This is a genomic window from Nocardia vaccinii NBRC 15922, assembly GCF_001613305.1.
GTDB lineage: Bacteria > Actinomycetota > Actinomycetes > Mycobacteriales > Mycobacteriaceae > Nocardia > Nocardia vaccinii.
In genome coordinates this window covers 329,446-344,376 of sequence record NZ_BDCC01000012.1, presented here as the reverse complement: position 1 = coordinate 344,376, position 14,931 = coordinate 329,446, and the positions used below count along the sequence as shown (strand labels likewise).

Annotated in this window: 12 protein-coding genes; 7 read left to right on the top strand and 5 right to left on the bottom strand. The window is 66.8% G+C overall.

Going from position 1 to position 14,931, the window contains the following annotated elements; all coding sequences use genetic code 11:
• Positions 1 to 133 precede the first annotated feature (133 nt).
• Positions 134 to 1,966: an acyl-CoA dehydrogenase gene (locus NV1_RS10155; protein ID WP_067888325.1), complete on the top strand. Its 1,833-nt coding sequence runs from the start codon at positions 134 to 136 to the stop codon at positions 1,964 to 1,966.
• An 81-nt stretch (positions 1,967 to 2,047) separates the two neighbouring features.
• Here the strand turns inward: NV1_RS10155 and NV1_RS10150 are convergent, their stop codons facing one another.
• Complete coding sequence (locus NV1_RS10150; protein WP_067888321.1) at positions 2,048 to 2,803, bottom strand: Mut7-C RNAse domain-containing protein; 756 nt, start codon at positions 2,801 to 2,803, stop codon at positions 2,048 to 2,050.
• A gap of 179 nt (positions 2,804 to 2,982) precedes the next feature.
• Between NV1_RS10150 and rlmN the strand changes: the two genes are divergently transcribed.
• The 5 genes from rlmN to NV1_RS10125 all read left to right on the top strand — a co-directional run bounded on the left by rlmN (position 2,983) and on the right by NV1_RS10125 (position 9,526).
• Positions 2,983 to 4,092, top strand: coding sequence for a dual-specificity RNA methyltransferase RlmN (rlmN, locus tag NV1_RS10145; protein ID WP_067888318.1), 1,110 nt, complete (start codon positions 2,983 to 2,985; stop codon positions 4,090 to 4,092).
• Positions 4,093 to 4,420: 328 nt separating this feature from the next.
• Positions 4,421 to 6,895, top strand: a complete 2,475-nt coding sequence (locus NV1_RS10140; protein WP_174557422.1) for an MFS transporter — start codon at positions 4,421 to 4,423, stop codon at positions 6,893 to 6,895.
• 79 nt (positions 6,896 to 6,974) lie between these two features.
• Positions 6,975 to 7,448: a MarR family winged helix-turn-helix transcriptional regulator gene (locus tag NV1_RS10135; RefSeq protein WP_174557421.1), complete on the top strand. Its 474-nt coding sequence runs from the start codon at positions 6,975 to 6,977 to the stop codon at positions 7,446 to 7,448.
• Between the two features lie 181 nt (positions 7,449 to 7,629).
• Complete coding sequence (locus NV1_RS10130; RefSeq protein WP_067888309.1) at positions 7,630 to 8,613, top strand: glycoside hydrolase family 3 N-terminal domain-containing protein; 984 nt, start codon at positions 7,630 to 7,632, stop codon at positions 8,611 to 8,613.
• A 25-nt stretch (positions 8,614 to 8,638) separates the two neighbouring features.
• On the top strand, positions 8,639 to 9,526 hold the full coding sequence (locus NV1_RS10125) for a fructosamine kinase family protein (RefSeq protein WP_067888306.1): 888 nt from the start codon (positions 8,639 to 8,641) through the stop codon (positions 9,524 to 9,526).
• A gap of 15 nt (positions 9,527 to 9,541) precedes the next feature.
• On the opposite strand, the gene NV1_RS10120 is transcribed toward NV1_RS10125, so the two are convergent.
• From NV1_RS10120 to NV1_RS10105, 4 genes are read right to left on the bottom strand one after another with little or no spacing between them, the layout of a single operon-like run.
• A complete protein-coding gene (locus tag NV1_RS10120; protein ID WP_067888303.1) occupies positions 9,542 to 10,777 on the bottom strand; it encodes an alpha/beta hydrolase in 1,236 nt (411 codons plus the stop codon).
• Positions 10,774 to 11,019, bottom strand: coding sequence for a hypothetical protein (locus NV1_RS10115; protein WP_067888301.1), 246 nt, complete (start codon positions 11,017 to 11,019; stop codon positions 10,774 to 10,776). Before NV1_RS10115 ends, NV1_RS10120 begins: the two co-directional genes overlap by 4 nt.
• Entirely contained in the window at positions 11,016 to 11,672 is a 657-nt protein-coding gene (locus tag NV1_RS10110) for a VOC family protein (RefSeq protein ID WP_067888297.1), read from the bottom strand. Before NV1_RS10110 ends, NV1_RS10115 begins: the two co-directional genes overlap by 4 nt.
• A 22-nt stretch (positions 11,673 to 11,694) precedes the next feature.
• On the bottom strand, positions 11,695 to 12,450 hold the full coding sequence (locus NV1_RS10105; RefSeq protein WP_067888941.1) for a maleate cis-trans isomerase family protein: 756 nt from the start codon (positions 12,448 to 12,450) through the stop codon (positions 11,695 to 11,697).
• Between the two features lie 343 nt (positions 12,451 to 12,793).
• On the opposite strand from NV1_RS10105, the gene NV1_RS10100 reads away from it, so the two are divergent.
• Complete coding sequence (locus tag NV1_RS10100; RefSeq protein ID WP_067888294.1) at positions 12,794 to 14,896, top strand: hydantoinase/oxoprolinase family protein; 2,103 nt, start codon at positions 12,794 to 12,796, stop codon at positions 14,894 to 14,896.
• Positions 14,897 to 14,931: the final 35 nt, after the last annotated feature.

Genomic DNA, 14,931 nt, shown 5'->3' with positions numbered 1-14,931 from the left:
CTGCGCGTATTTACTTAGTGGTCATTAACTTCTGATTGCCAACGGCTGGCGGCTGCCGCAGAGTGTGGCCGGGCGACGTCCCATCGTCGCGTCCCGCCCGGCACCCCACTCATTCTCGAAAGGCATTGGCTCCGTGAGTCATTACAAGAGCAACGTGCGCGATCTCGAATTCAACCTGTTCGAGGTGTATGGACTCGATGCCGTGCTGGCGTCGGGCGCCTTCGGTGACCTGGACGGTGACACCGTACGGTCGATGCTGGCCGAGGCTGCCCGGCTGGCCGAGGGCCCGGTTGCCGCGCCATTCGCCGAAACCGATCGCACGCCACCGGTTTTCGATCCGCAGAGCCACTCGGTGCGGCTGCCGGAGGGGTTCAAGAAGGCGGTGCGGGCCTGGCACGACGCCGACTGGTGGCGGGTCGGCAAGGCGGAGGAGATCGGCGGCGTCCCCGCGCCGTCCATGCTCGCCTGGGCGCTGACCGAATTCATCCTCGGCGCGCAGCCGGCCGCGCACATGTATCTCGCCGGTTCCATGATGGCCGATATCGTCCACGGCATCGGCACCGAACAGCAGCGGCACTGGGCCACGTTGATGACGGAGCGGAACTGGGGCGCGACCATGGTGCTCACCGAGCCGGACGCGGGCTCCGACGTCGGTGCCGGACGCACGAAAGCCGTTCGGCAGGAAGACGGTTCGTGGCACATCGAGGGCGTCAAGCGATTCATCACGGGCGCGGATTCGGACGATCTGTTCGAGAACATCGTGCATATGGTGTTGGCTCGGCCCGAGGGCGCCGAGTCGGGCACCAAGGGCCTGTCGCTGTTCTTCGTGCCGAAGTACCACTTCGATCTGCAATCCGGTGAGCTCGGTGAGCGCAACGGCGTCTTCGTCACCAATGTCGAGCACAAGATGGGGCTCAAGGCGTCGGCGACCTGTGAGCTGACCTTCGGCGGGCATGGGGTCCCGGCAAAGGGCTGGCTGATCGGCGAGCGGCACAACGGTATCGCGCAGATGTTCAGGGTGATCGAGCAGGCCCGGATGATGGTGGGCACCAAGGCTATCGCCACCCTGTCCACCGGTTATCTGACGGCCCTGGAGTACGCCAGGACCCGCGTGCAAGGCGCCGATCCGACCCAGATGGCCGACAAGACCGCACCGAAGGTGAGCATCATCCGGCACCCGGACGTGCGGCGCTCGCTGCTGCTGCAGAAGGCCTACGCCGAGGGTCTGCGCTCGATCTACCTCTACACCGCGGGGCATCAGGACGACGTTGTGGCCCAGCATATCTCGGGCGTCGATCCCGAACTGGCGGCCCGGGTCAACGATCTGCTGCTGCCGATCGTCAAGGGCGTCGGCTCCGAGCGGGCCTACCGATATCTCGCCGAATCGCTGCAGACCCTGGGCGGATCCGGCTATCTGCAGGACTACCCGATCGAGCAGTACATCCGGGACGCGAAGATCGACTCGCTGTACGAGGGCACCACCGCGATCCAGGCGCAGGACTTCTTCTTCCGCAAGATCGCCCGCGACCGCGGCGTCGCCTTGGGGCACGTACTCGGAAAGGTCCGCGAGACAACGCAATCCGATAACCACCCGCGGCTGAAGGTGACGAAGGATCTGCTGTCGACCGCAGCGGACCGGGTGCAGGACATGGCCGGCGCCCTGACCGGCTATCTGCTGGGCGCCGCCGAGAAGCCTACCGAGCTGTACAAGGTCGGCCTGGGCTCGGTCGCCTTCCTGCTCGCCGTCGGGGATCTATTGGTGGCCTGGCGCCTCGTCGTCGGGGCGGAAACAGCACTGTCCGCACTGGATTCGGCCCCCGAGGGCGCCGATCGCGCATTCTACGAGGGCAAGGTCGCGGTGGCGGCGTTCTTCGCCCGGCAGGTGCTGCCGCGACTGGCCGCCGATCACGCGGTCATCGCCGATATCGACACCGATGTCATGACCCTCGGCGAGAGCGGGTTCTGATACCGGCCGACAGCCGTCCGCGGGCGAACGCGCGCAGCCCTCGCGGCGCGCGGATCCGCTCAGCGGTCTGCGCCGCGCCCGTCAATCAGGTCTGATGGCGGCGCGGATCTCGGTGATGAGGTCGTTGAGCCGCTGCTGATGCGAACCCTCCCAGTAGATCCGGCCGCACTCCTGGCATTGCCTGAAGGTGTCGTAGTAGTTCCGGGTGAGTGGTTCGAGGTTGTCGATGATGTCCTGCTTGGCCACATCGGCGACCACGCCGCCGCAGCGCAGGCAGCGACTGAATGGTGTCAGGTGATCGGCCAGATCGAGTCGGCGGATCACCTCGACGATCTGCTCGAAGGGCCGGTCCGAATGTACGAGCACGCCGTGGGTCACGTTGCGTCGCTTCAGGAGTCCGTGGTCGCGGGTGAGCAGAATCCGATGCTCGGCCGAGGCGGCCTCGGCCAGCGCGGTGTCGTCGGCATCCCACCGGCATCGGGCGTCGAGTCCCATCAACCGCATGAGCCGTGCGAGTCCGCCGAGATTGACGTCCACGATGAAGCGCGGATCTCGCAACGGCCGGGGGCGTACCCGTGTCAGCTGCCCGATATCCAGTGTCTCGAATACCGGGTAGGCGGAGAGTCGATCGCCGGGCCGCGGGTGGTGGCCGAAGTCGACGGATTCGCCGTTCACCAGCATGAGGTCGATCTCGGTGTGCGGGATGCCCGCGGCCTCGACGATGTCTTTCACGGTCTGATGCGGACGGATCGGCCGCGATTGCGCCGCGTAGCGCGCTGCCGAGGGCACGAAATCGTTGAGTTCGGCATAGACCCGCAGTTCGACATCTTCAGCCACAACACCATTGTGGTCCGATAGGGCAGGCGCATTTCAGCCATAACCATTCCTGCCGTAATCTCGAGGTCCGGCTCGCCCATGGCGTTTCGACCGTCCGGGCGCGCCACCGAGCGTATGTGACCGAGTCGACGGGGCCCGGGACCCATCGACCGGGAAGTGGATGGGAGACTGGTAGGGCTATGGCTACCCCTCTCCCCTTGGTTTTCGATGCTCCGCGTCGCGGCATGCCGCCGCGGCATCTCGCCGACCTCGATGCGGACGAGCGTCGCAAGGCGGTTCAGGATCTGGGGTTGCCCAAGTTCCGGGCCGATCAGATCGCCCGGCAGTACTACGGCCGGTTGGTGGCCGATCCGGAGCAGATGACGGATCTGCCCGCGCAGCTGCGCGCAGCGGTGGCCGAATCACTGTTCCCGCCGCTGCTGACCGAGGTCCGGCACGTGGTGTGCGATGACGGAGCCACCCGCAAAACGCTGTGGCGCGCCGGCGACGGCACCCTCCTGGAATCGGTTCTGATGCGTTATCCGGATCGCAACACCCTGTGCATCTCCAGCCAGGCCGGTTGCGGTATGGCCTGCCCGTTCTGCGCCACCGGCCAGGGCGGCCTGAACCGCAACCTGTCCACCGCCGAAATCGTCGACCAGGTCCGCGCCGCCGCGGCCGCCCTCCGCGACGACGAGGTCCCCGGCGGCCCCGGCCGCCTGTCCAACATCGTGTTCATGGGCATGGGTGAGCCGCTGGCGAACTACAAGCGTGTGGTGAATGCGGTGCGGCGTATCACTTCTCCTGCTCCGGATGGTTTGGGTATCTCGCAGCGGAGTGTGGTGGTGTCGACGGTGGGTTTGGCTCCGGCGATTCGCAAGCTTGCGGATGAGGGTTTGTCGGTGACTTTGGCTGTGTCGCTGCATACTCCGGATGATGAGTTGCGGGATACGTTGGTGCCGGTGAACAATCGTTGGTCGGTGGCCGAAGTGCTCGACGCGGCAAAGTATTACGCGGATCGGACCGGTCGTCGTATCTCGATCGAGTACGCGCTGATCCGTGATATCAACGATCAGCCGTGGCGTGCGGACATGCTGGGTTCGAAGTTGCACAGGGTATTGGGTTCTCGGGTGCACGTGAATCTGATCCCGTTGAATCCGACTCCGGGTTCGAAGTGGGATGCGTCGCCGAAACCTGTTGAGCGGGAGTTCGTTCGGCGGGTCGAGGCGCAGGGTGTGGCGTGTACGGTGCGGGATACGCGGGGGCAGGAGATCGCGGCTGCGTGTGGGCAGCTCGCCGCCGAGGCATAGCGTTTCGGCTCGGTGATCGTCGAAAATATGCGGGCAGGATTCCGACCGTCAGGCGGTTTGTAAGCGGGCGGCGATGGATGAGCCGCCGGCGAACTGCAAGCGTGCGGTGAATGCGGTGCGGGGTATCACTTCTCCTGCTCCGGATGGTTCGGGTATCTCGCAGCGGAGTGTGGTGGCCTGCTCGGTTCACCCAACCATCGAAATAAAGTTGCTTTCGGCAACCAACTAGTAGATACTTGCCTTAGGCAACCAAGTTTTGTGGTAGCGAGCCGCGGAGGTCAGCACCGTCCCTCACGCCACGGGCTTTCGGGGCGCGAAAGGAAGTTGGATGGCAACCGTTGCACCGGCCGAGGCGCGCGCGACGGCACCTGATTCAGGTGTCCCGATGTCCCATCGGCAGATCATGGAAGCTCTATCCGGGCTGCTGCTCGGCCTGTTCGTGACGATCCTGTCGTCCACCGTCGTGTCGAACGCGCTGCCGACGATCATCGCTGATCTGCACGCGAGCCAGACCACCTACACCTGGGTGATCACCGGGACACTGCTCGCGATGACGATCACGACTCCGATCTGGGGCAAGCTCGCGGACCTGGTGAGCAAGAAGCTCCTGATCCAGTTCGCCCTGGTGATCTTCGTCGTCGGCTCGGCCATCGCCGGGCAGGCGCACAACCCCGCGATGCTCATCACGGCCCGGGTCATCCAGGGGCTCGGCGCCGGCGGGCTCAGCGCCCTGGTGCAGGTGATCATGGCGGTGATGATCTCGCCGCGCGAGCGTGGCCGCTACTCCGGCTATATGGGCGCGGTCTTCGCCCTGGCCACCGTCGGCGGTCCGCTGATCGGCGGTGTCATCGTCGACACCTCCTGGCTCGGCTGGCGGTGGTGCTTCTACGTGGGTGTGCCGTTCGCCGTCGTCGCGCTGATCGTTCTGCAGAAAACCCTTCACCTCCCGACGAACAGGCGGAAGGTGAAGATCGACTGGCTCGGCGCGACACTGGTTTCCGGCGCGGCCGCTCTGCTGTTGCTCTGGGTCTCGTTCGCCGGTAGCAAGTACGACTGGCTGTCGTGGCAGACCGCCGCGATGCTCGGCGGCGCGGTGGTCCTGGCGGTGCTGTTCGTCGTGGCGGAGAACTTCGCGAGCGAGCCGATCGTGCCACTGCACCTGTTCCGAATCCGCACCCTGTCGCTGTCCACACTGGCCAGCCTGTTCGTCGGCGTCGCGATGTTCGGCGCGACGACCTTCCTCAGCCAGTACTTCCAGCTGGCCCGCGGCGACTCGCCGACGAAGGCGGGCCTCATGACGTTGCCGATGATCGGCGGCCTGGCCGTCGCGTCGACGATCTCCGGGCGCATCGTCAGCACCACGGGACGCTGGAAGAACATCCTGGTGTTCGGCGCTGTGGCGATGACCGCCGGTTACGGTCTGCTGAGCCTGGTGCGCTACGACACCGCCTACTGGCAGGTGGCGATCTACATGCTCTGCGTCGGGGCGGGCCTGGGCATGACCATGCAGAACCTGGTGCTGTGCGTGCAGAATCAGGTCCGGCCGCAGGAGCTCGGAGTGGCCAGTTCGACCGTCTCCTTCTTCCGCTCGCTCGGCGGCGCGATCGGCGTCTCGGCGCTCGGCGCGCTGCTGGGCAACCGGATCACCCATTACATGACGGACGGCCTCGCGCGCATCGGCGTTCACGCGGTCGGCAGCGGTGACTCGCTCCCGAAGCTGTCCGCCCTTCCCGCCCCGATCCGCGGCGTCGTCCAGGACTCCTACGGTCACGGCGTCGGTGACGTCTTCATGTACGCCGCGCCGTGCGTACTGATCGCGGTGATCGTGATCCTGTTCATCAAGGAGGTGCCGCTGCGCACGTCCAACAGCCAAGAGCCGCCGACCGCCCTGGCTCCCTCCACGCCCGTGACCGACGCCTCGGCGCGCGGCCGGCACGCCGTGCACCCGGAGCTGGTCCCCACCGCTGCCCGGAACCCGGTCGGGTCCAACGGCCAGGTCACCGTTCCGATACCAGCCGATGCCACCGTCCGGACGGGAGAGTCGCAGGGCAGCGGCATGATTCGCGGTTTCGTCCGCAACGGCGGTGTCCCGATGCCCGGTGCGGTGCTCACGCTGATCGACGTCGGTGGGCGCCAGATCGGCCGCGCGACCACCGGTGCCGACGGACGGTACGTCCTGCCTGCTCTCGGCGGCGGCACCTACGTGCTGATCGCCGCAGCGGGAAATCATGACCCGCAGGCCGCGACCCTGGTGGTCGGCGACGAGCCGGTCGACTTCGACGTGTCGCTCATCGGCTCCGGCGCCCTGGCCGGAGTCGTCCGCGGCGTGGACGGCGCACCCATCGAGGACGCGATGGTCGTCGTGACGGACGGACGCGGTGAGGTCGTCGCCGGCGGCGCGACCGACGCCGACGGCGCCTTCCTCGTCCCGGCGGTGACCGCCGGCGCCTACACGCTCGCGGTCAGTGCCGCCACATACCGTCCGGCCGCCGTGCCGGTCGAGGTCGGCAGCGGCCGGACCCGCCAGGAGGTCGAACTGCGCCCCGGCATGCGGATCCGCGGCACGATCCGAGCCGAGGGCCGCGGCCCGGTCCCGGACGCCCGCGTCAGGCTGCTCGACGCGGCCGGGAACGTGGTCGGCGTTCGGACAACCGGCCCCGACGGGGAGTACGACTTCACCGGCCTGACGGGTGGCCGGTACACCGTCACGGCCACCGGGTACCCAGTGGTGGCCAGTGGGATCGAGCTGACCGGCCACGGCGACGATTCGCACGACTTGTGGCTCGGCCACCCCGCCGAATGACCCGGATCCGCCGGACCGCCGATCGTGGCGGTCCGGCGAAAACCGATAGGTTGCGGGTATGAGGGCAGATGAAGGACCGATGACGAAGGGAACCACGACCGCGCGCGAACATGAGGCGTATCGGGCGGTCGAGCATGAGCTGGGCGTGCTGTTCCGTCGTGCGCGGGCGCTGTCCGCCGAGGTGGCTCGCGAGGTGCACCCTGAGCTCGAGCCCGCAGCGTACGGACTGCTCATCGGCATATACGACTGTGCTCGTTCGCGGCCCAGCGATCTGGCCGATCACTTCGGCGTCGGCAAGGCCACCATCAGCCGGCAAGTGAAGGTGCTGGAACAGCTCAGGCTGATCGAGCGCCGGCCCGATCCCGATGACGGCCGTGCTCACCTGCTGGTCCTCACGGATGAGGGACGCCGGAGGGTGGAAACCGCCCGCACCGCCCGCCAGCAACGCTTCCACGCGATGCTCGCCACCTGGCCGGCGGAGGACGTACGCGTGCTGGGCAGGATGCTCGCCCGGTTCAACGACCTCGCCGAGAGCAGGGCGGACCGCCTCTGAGGGTGGCGGTCCCGGCGACCCGACCCCCGTTGCACCCGATCCGGGTTCGGAGCGGTACTTCACCGAAACCTCTTGTGCGGGAGTCCGTTCGGCGCGTGGAGGGGCAGCGGGCCGGCCCGTGCCCGGTGGCGGTTACGGTGGATGAGACCATCCGACTCTGCCAACGAACGGAACGATACGCATGCTCGGCCGGCGACGGTTCTTGACCTCGGTGTCCTCTGCCGCATTCGGCGTCATGGCGCTTCCGGCGATGCGCGCCCGGGCCGCGGCGCTGCCTGCCGGCCGACGCATTATTTATTCGTACAAGGGCCCCCACCCTCCGGCGGAATTGCTCACACTGGCCTCCCGGAGCCAAATCGGGGGCGTCATCTTTTTCGCCGACAATATTGCGTCCACACAGCAGCTCGCCGAGATTGCGGCGGAGCTGCGCAAGGCTTCGCCGGTGCCGCTGCTGCTGACCACGGATCAGGAGGGTGGGCAGGTCAACCGGTTGCCGGGCGGCCCGGCCGGATCCGCCAAGACGGTCGGTGCCGCGGGGGATGTCTCTCGCGCCGCGGACGCCCAGGCGGTCTCTGCCGCGCACGTGCTGGCCGCGGCGAATCTCGACACCAATCTCGCCCCCGTGCTCGGTGTGCACCGCAGTCCGGGGGATTTTCTGGACCAGTACGGGCGCAGCTTTTCCGACCGCCCCGCGGTGGTGGCCGACTGCGCGGAAGCATACGTCCGGACCCTGCAGGGCAGTAAGGTCTCGGCCTGCGCAAAACATTTCCCGGGCCTGGGTTCCGCGCCGGCGGGTGCGAACACCGATGAAAAGCCCGTCACGATCACGTTGTCGGCACAGGAATTGACCGGGGTCGACATGGTCCCGTTCGCTCGGGCGATTCGAGCCGGGGTAGCACATGTCATGCCGTCCTGGGCGATCTATCCGGCGCTGGATGCGAACCGCCCGGCGGGCATGTCGCCGGTGATTTTGCAGAATCACCTGCGCCGGCGACTCGGTTTCCAGGGGTTGATCATCAGCGACGCACTGGAAGCGGGAGCGCTCGCGCACTATGGGTCGACCGGCAACCGGGCCATTGCCGCCAATCGGGCCGGGATCGATCTGCTGTGCTGTTCCTCCCGCGACATCGAACAGGGCAAGGAGGCGGCGCAGGCGCTGCGCTGAGCCGCCGTCGCGTACCATCGCGCCGATGGACCTCGATTGGCTTCGTGCCAACCCACGCCATCTCGGAATGTTCCTCGAGCATCAGCGAATTCGGGTCACTCCGGTGTCCGGCGGCGATGTGTGCATCGCGGAACGACTGACGTTGGATGATGGCAGTGAGCTGTTCGCCAAACGATTGCCGAAGATGCCGCCCGCGGATTTCTTCGCTGCCGAGGCAGCGGGGCTCCGGTGGATCGCGGTGCCCGGCGGCCCGTCGCTGCCCGAGGTCATCGCGGTGGATTCGAGCGGAATCGCATTGCAGTGGATCCATCACGGTGAACCGAGTCCAGCCAGTGCCGAGGACTTCGGTCGGCGACTGGCCGCACTGCATCAGGCACCCTGTCCGGACTTCGGCGCCGACTGGGCGGGGTATATCGGTACCCAACCTCTGGACAACACGCCGACCAGCGGCGCCATCGCGTGGCTCGAGTGGTACCGGCTGCGCCGAATCGAGCCTTATCTGCGCGCGTCGAGGGATGCGGGGGCTCTGACCGCCGATGATGTCGCGGCCGTCGAGACGGCTCTGGACAGGTTCGACCCGCCGGTCGAAGGGCCGGCCAGAATTCACGGCGACCTGCATCCGCACAACCTGCTCTGGGGTCGTGACGAAGTCTGGCTGGTGGACCCGGCCGCGCACGGTGGACATCGAGAGACCGATCTGGCCACTTTGCGCTTGTTCGGCGGCGCGCCGTACCTGGATCGGATAATCGCCGGTTATCAGGAGATTCATCCACTCGCGACAGGCTGGGAGGAACGAATCGGAGTACACCAGTTGCATCTGGCCCTGGTCCACACGGCGATGGCCGGACCCGTGTACGCCGATTTGGTGCGCGCCGCCGCCGCACCGGCCGGGAAGTTTTTCCAGAGCAGGTGAGTGCGGCGGTTTCGGTCACTGGAATCGGCCGGCCAGCCAGCCGCCGATCTGGGCTGCCGCCAGGGCGGCCGCGGTGGGAGCCCCGTCGCGTATCGGACCACCGAAGTGGGTTCCCGCCACCGAGGTATGGGTTTTGTCGGCCGAACCGAGCGCTGCGACCATCCGTTTCGCGTCTTCGGGGAAGCAGGCCTGATCGCCGGTGAGTTCGATGAACAGGGCGGGAACACTCACCCCGGGTGCGCAGCGCACGAAATCGGCGTTGGTGCTCAGCCCGGACCATGTCGAAAGCCACGCATCCGGTGTCGTGAACCGGCCGAAGCCGACCAGACCGTAGTTCGTCAGATCCGGGCGACGACCGAACAGCGATCCGTACGGACGCTCGTTCGGGCTCAGCGACAGGTCGACGAATCGGAGGTCGGCGTCGGTGCGATAGACGGTCATCACGCGGGGCGCCAGGGCGGCGCGCCGGTCGACCGGGTCGCCGGACTCCTTGAATCGCCGACGTGCGGCGGATGCGCGTGCGACGTGATCCTTCGCTGTCGCGTCCAGGCGTTCGATGCGTTCTCGCTGCGCCGCACGGTACTGCTCCACGAAATCCGGGGGGTAGGTGGAGGTGTGCGGGGGTTCGGCGAAGCCGTTGGCCGGGTCGAACGGATTCAACGCGGGATCGACGCTGAGCGGGTCGCTCTCGTCGAGAACCGAGGGATCGATCGAACGCTGCAACAGCGCGCCCTGGCCGGGATGCGGCGCCATGAAGACGGCGCCGTCGGGCAGTGGCATCTGCGCGCCGGCGAGATCGACGGGCCGCCCCGCCGGGGTGGTGGACAGACGCCGGCTCGGAGGCAGCCCAGCCTGCTGGTGGTAGAAGGCGAACAGCGTGCCGCCGCCGGAATGACCGAGTGTGAGGACGTGTCCGAATCCTTTGTCGCGCAAGAAGACCTGGCCTGCGGCGACATCGAGCAGGGCCTGTTCGTGGATCAAGGCGATGTCGTTGTTCGGCGACCGGGTGCCCTGGGTCCACACCGCCAGCCCGCGGGCGAGAAGTTCGGGCACGAGCACGTGGTGGGTGAGGTCCTGGCGCGGGTGCATGAGGGCGATCACGGTGCGTGCTCCGGGGACGGTGCGGAGCACGCCCGAGACCTTGGCGCCGTCCGCGGTGACAAGTTCGTGCACGGAGGTCGTCGTCGATTCGGGGGCCTGTGCGGATTCGATGTACCGCCCGGCGCCGAGGCGTTCGGCCGATCGGGTCATCGGGGTTCCACCTTCATCGCGTCCTTGTCCCACTGCGTGATGACCGAGTCGACGAGACCGGCCACACTGCTGTACCAGACGGCGTGCCGGCAGCCGGTCGCGCGGCGATCGATCACGATCGGCCCGGCCGAAGTGAGTTTGAAATACGGTCCGACGCGGTCGACGGTGATCGAGGAATCGTGTCCGGCCACCTCGGTGACCGGCTTGTTCTCGGGAACGTCGAGGATGAACAGCGTCGTCATTTCGCCACCACCCCGGCATCGGCCGAGCGGGCATCGTGGGCGTCCTGCCAGGCCGCCGCGCGCTCGACGATGAGTTCGGCCTTGCGGGCCAGCAGCGCGGCCATGCTCGGGTTCGGCTGCGACGCGACCTCGACCAGCGCGTCGATGGTCAGATTCGCGTCGAGATCTTCCTGGGGAGTGACCGGGCGAAGCGCGCGGGTGATCTCGATCATGTAGCCGTTCGGGTCGTGGGTGTAGATCGATTCGATGGTTTCGTGCTGAATCTGCATTTCCACCGGCCATCGGCTGCCGTCCAGACGGCGCCGGTATTCGAGGAGCTCGGATTCGCCGTCGACGTGAATGGCCAGGTGGCGCGAGCGGATGAACCAGATCGGCACGTCTGCCTCGAAGCGCGAGTACGCGTCGCCCTGCGGTCCGCCGTCGAGCGGCTCGAGGCCGAAGTAGTAGAAGAACGCCAGGCGATCGTCGTTGCCGATATCGAAGAAGAAGTGAATGAAATCGGGATGTTTGTCCGGACCCCACCCGGCCGCGCAGATCGAATGCACGACAGGGAATCCGAGCACGTCACGGTAGAAGGCGACCGTCGCGGCAGGGTCGAAAGTCGGGTAGGCGACGTGGTCGACGCCCCGGACGGTGTGTGCGAGTTCGCTCATGATGACTCCAAACGGTGGTCGGTCAGCCGGCGGCGACGGTGGCGTCCGCGCGCAGCAGGCTGCCGGCGCCCGGTATGGCGACCGGGAGGCCCAGGCTGCGCAGGATGCTGTAGGCACCGGCGGTCGCCGCGGACAGCACGGGAATGCCGAACTCCTGCTCGGCGGGCTCGATCAGAGGCAATGAGGGCATCTGGACGCAGCACGAGATCACGAGCGCATCGACGTCGCTCAGGTCGATCGATCGGGCCGCTGCCATGACCTGGTCACCGGGGATGCATCCGACGTCGGTGTTGTCCTCGACCTCGAGCGCCCGCCAGTCGGTGACGGTGAAGCCCTCGGCCTCGATGTACCGCACGACCTGCTGCGCGAGCGGTCGCATGTACGGAGTGACCAGTGCGACTCGCGTCGCCCGCAGCGCCCGCAATCCCTCCACCAAGGCTCCGGCACTCGAGCGGACGAGTGCCGGGGAGCCGCCGGTGGCGAGTTGTTCGGCGACAGCACTCTCCACCCTTTGGTGTTCCCCGGGCCCGCCCACCATGACCGCTACCAGGCAGGCATACAGGATGACCTCGGGGGATGCGTCGGCGATTTCCAGAATGCACCGCTCGCGCTGCGCGTTCATCGCCGCGAGCCCTTCCGGGGAGACGGTGTTCATCCGCATCCGGGACGAGTGGAACGAGAACTCGGCCTCGGGATGCCGCGACAGCAGTAGGGGCATCTCCGTCTCGACGGTGGCGTTGGAGCTGGGCACCACCAGCCCGATCCGGTGTCTGTGCATCTCTTTCCTTCCGATCTGTTCCTCGAAGGCCATTCAGCAAAAGTTTGACGTGTGCGAAAATTATTCGACGATTGAGACAGATTAGTCAAGGGTGGTGTGGCTGGTGCGAGTGGGGTGGGTGTCCGTGTGCCTCGTGCGAGCGACCGGGCTGTCATCTATCGCTCCGTAATGAGTGTCGGAGTGGAGTTGGCCTGGCGTGCAACGCCTTTGACGGCAGTGAAGTGATCGAAGTCACCGAAGCCCCTTGACATGTCGTCTTGCACGTCAAATACTTGACGCCATCGTAAAACAGGTTGGGTTGGTCGGATTCGGCCTCACCACTGTCCGAAGGAGCGCAGCGGCAATGGCATATGTGATCGGTGTGGATGTCGGTGGCACGTTCACCGACGCCGTCCTCGACGACGGAGATGGGCTCGTACTCGCCGGAAAGGCGCCGTCCACGCCACCGGATTACTCCCAGGGCGTGATGGATGTGCTCGACGTGCTGGCCGAACAGCTCGGACGGCCGCTGGAGGACATGTTGGCCGACACCCACCACATCGCGCACGGCACCACGTCGTCGCTGAACGCGCTGGTGATGAACCAGGTGCCGGACGTCGGCTTCCTCACCACCAAGGGGCACCGCGACTCGATCTACATCATGAACGTCGAGGGTCGCTACCTCGGCCGCTCCGCCGAACAGCTGCAGAATGTGCTGGACCAGAGCAAATCCCACGGGCTGGTCGCCAAGCGGCACGCGCTCGAGGTGACCGAGCGGGTCGATCGTGACGGCCGCGTCGTGGTGGCGCTGAACGAGGACGAAGTGCGCTCAGCAGTGAAAACCCTGCTCGCCGACGGGATTTCGGCCATCGCGGTATCGCTGCTGTGGTCCTTCCGCAACGCGACGCACGAGCGTCGGATCCGCGAGATCGTGCACGAGATCGACCCCACCGTGTTCGTATCCCTGTCCAGTGAGGTGAGCCCGCGGATCCGCGAGTTCGCGCGCAACGCGACCACGATCATGAGCACACAGATCGGCCCGGGACTACGGAACTATCTCGGTGAGCTGGAGAGCAAGCTGCGTGATCGCAGGCTCGCGGGACCGCTGCTGGTGATGCAGAGCAACGGTGGGGCGGTCGCGGCGGCGGAAGCGCCGGGCAACGCGATCTCCACCGTCGGTTCGGTCCTGACCGGTGGTGTGGTCGGCGCCGTGTCACTGGGCAGGCAGTTGGGCCACCGCAACATCATCGCCACCGATGCCGGCGGAACGACATTTCTTGCCGGACTCGTCGTGGACGGTGAGCCGGTACGTTCGTCGACCACCATCATCAACCACCATCCGATCAACGTGCCCACCTTGGAGGTGCACGCGATCGGCTCCGGTGGCGGCGCGATCGCCTGGCTCGACGCGGGCGGGAACCTGCAGATCGGGCCGCACAGCGCGCAGGCGGTCCCGGGTCCTGCCTGCTACGGGCAGGGCGGCGCCGAACCGACGAACACCGACGCCAACCTCGTGCTCGGCATCCTTCCCGAGCGTGGACTGCTCGGCGGCCGAAAAGCGCTGAACCTCGAGCTCGCGAGGCAGGCGATCCGGGCCCGCATCGCCGAGCCGCTGGGCCTGTCGGTCGAGGATGCCGCTGCGGCGATCTACGAGGTGCAGAACGCGCAGACCGGTGACCTGTTACGCAAGACCGTCGTCGAGGCGGGGCACGACCCACGCGAGTTCATCGTGTACGCCTTCGGCGGATCAGGCCCCGCGCACTGCGGTTTCTACGCACAGGAGATCGGCGTCGAGAATGTCGTCGTGCCCCTCGGCCAGGTCGCGTCGGCGTTCTCCGCCTACGGCCTGGCATCCTCGAATATCGTTCTGGCCAAGGAACTTTCGGACCCCGCGGTGATGCCGCTGGACCCTGCGCGTGTCGAGCGGAACTTCAAACAACTCGAAGAGCAGGTCCGGGAGATGCTGTCGCGGCAGGGATTGCGGTTCGCCACGATCGAAATCAGCCGCGAGATCGATATGCGGTACACGATGCAGCTGGCGGAGGTCGCGACGCCGATCCCGGCCGGTGCGCTCGGCGCCGCCGAAATCGCGGAGGCCTCGGCCATGTTCGAACAGCGTTACGCGGACCTCTACGGTCCCGACAGCGGATTCCGGGAGGCGGGCATCCAGGCGATCACCTACCGGGTGCGCGGCACCGGCGTCCTGCCGTTCACGCCCGAACTGCCGGCTCTGGCCGCCGCGGAATCATCGGACCCGCGCGCGGCGCACGTGGGAACCAGAAAAGTGTGCCTGGATGGTCGGCGCGGCTATGTGGACACCGATATCTACGACTACGCGAAGTTGCGCGCGGGCCATGTCCTGCGCGGGCCCGCCGTCATCGAAGTGCCGACCACGACCGTGGTGGTGCCACACGACACGACCGGCTCGATCGACCGGCTCGGCAACTTGCACATCACCGTCGACTGACCCGGACCGTCCGAGTCCGAACCAGATCTCGCCAC